Origin of the sequence: Vibrio sp. Vb0304, assembly GCF_033338995.1 — a bacterium.
Classification (GTDB): domain Bacteria; phylum Pseudomonadota; class Gammaproteobacteria; order Enterobacterales; family Vibrionaceae; genus Vibrio; species Vibrio alginolyticus.
This window is the reverse complement of the sequence record NZ_JAWOTT010000109.1, coordinates 1-1501: the sequence shown is the minus strand read 5'-3', so window position 1 is coordinate 1501 and position 1501 is coordinate 1. Positions and strand designations below refer to the sequence as shown.

1 protein-coding gene and 1 pseudogene are annotated in these 1501 nt (G+C 45.7%); both read right to left on the bottom strand.

Annotated features, from left to right (window positions below):
• The coding region (gene esxD / locus R7P35_RS24200; RefSeq protein ID WP_318092866.1) for a type III secretion system regulon anti-activator ExsD at positions 1 to 993 on the bottom strand (993 nt) is incomplete at its 3' end.
• Positions 994 to 1124: 131 nt separating this feature from the next.
• Positions 1125 to 1501: pseudogene (gene exsA, locus R7P35_RS24195) on the bottom strand (type III secretion system transcriptional regulator ExsA); the annotation flags it as partial.

Below are 1501 nucleotides of genomic sequence, written 5' to 3'. Positions count from 1 at the left end.
CTGGCTGAGATGGTTACAAGCCTGACCGCATTGGCCACTTTGAATATCAAAATAGTAGTGATCAACATCGCCAACGATCTGCATGTCTTTAAACCATTGCCACACTTTAGCAACGGCATTGAGGTCGTTATAAACCACGTCACACGCATCCCAGACTTCATTGAGATCCGGTGCTTGTAAACGAGCCTCAGAGCACCACGTTTTCCAATCAGAGATGAACATATCCGTCGTTGAAGTGTAGTCCGCCAGTTCTTTCAAGTTGCTTAACGACGGTTGCCACTTATCGACCAACGCTTTATGAGATTCAATTACTTGTGACTGCTGCTCGTTCAGTGTATTTAGCTGCGCTTTTAACTGCGTTTGCTGGCTCTCAATCAACGAAAGTTGTTGTTCGACAAAAATCGCGCTGGTGTCTTCACCCGATAACTTCGACCAGTACTCTTTTTGAATATCCAGCTGATTCATCAGTTGTTCCACTTTGACCGAGGCGTGCAACGCACTTTGGTCGGTTTGTCGATGAATCCATTCGGTCAACGCCAAGTAACAACAAAGGATCAGCGTTTTTGGCGTGGCCAAATTAAAGCGAAAGCCCAATCGAGAGTTGATGTATTCGAGCCTCTGCTCAAAGGTCGCCACTCGTTGACTGTCACTTAACTGAGCGCCAATTTCTAAAAACAGACGCATGGCAAAACGGTCAATCGATGTGCCCAGTCTCAAATACGTTTTCACCAATTGGCTGGCGCACAAACTGTCCACCACACTTCTGTCCAACAAGCGTTGCAACAACGATAACTGGTCGTCATTCAGCACACCTTCACTCAACAGCTGTCGGTGATTCACGTGGACAACATTGAGATCCTGTGATGGCTGAGACGCACTCTCGTATCGTGCTCCTCTTTGCAAAACAGTGACTTTCCTTTGCGTCACAATGCTGTCAGGAAAAAGCGAACGGCGTCGCCAATGCTGCTTTTTCATTTGTGTTCTTCTCCGCATCCCTTTCGAACACTCCAGAATGAAAGGGATGTAATAAATTTGAATTATTCGTTCTTACGCTGAACATAATAGAATTTTATGTCCGTCGGTGACTTTCAAAATTAGTCAGAAAATTTTAGTCATAAGTCATTTCAATTAGCGATGGCGACTTGCTCATCACCGGAACGGACCTTACTTGGCGTAGTGCCAAAGCGACGTCGATAACTTTGAGTAAAGTAAGATTGGCTGGAAAATCCCGCTTCCATTGCCACGTCAACAATGCTCATTTTGCTCGTCAGCAAAAGCTTGTGTGCGTGCAATAAGCGACGCTCACTGATCCAAGCTCTTGGAGAGATGCCATAGTGCTCATTAAAAAGCTCTTTAAAGGTTGTGAGACTGGCACCAAATTCTTGAGCATAATCCGTCAGTTTCCACTCTTTCAAATAGTGCTGCTCCATAAAGCGGCGTAAGCGGTCTGAGGTTCGGTTAGTTTGCTGCGATAGCAAGGCATAGAGGACTTCACCCCCTT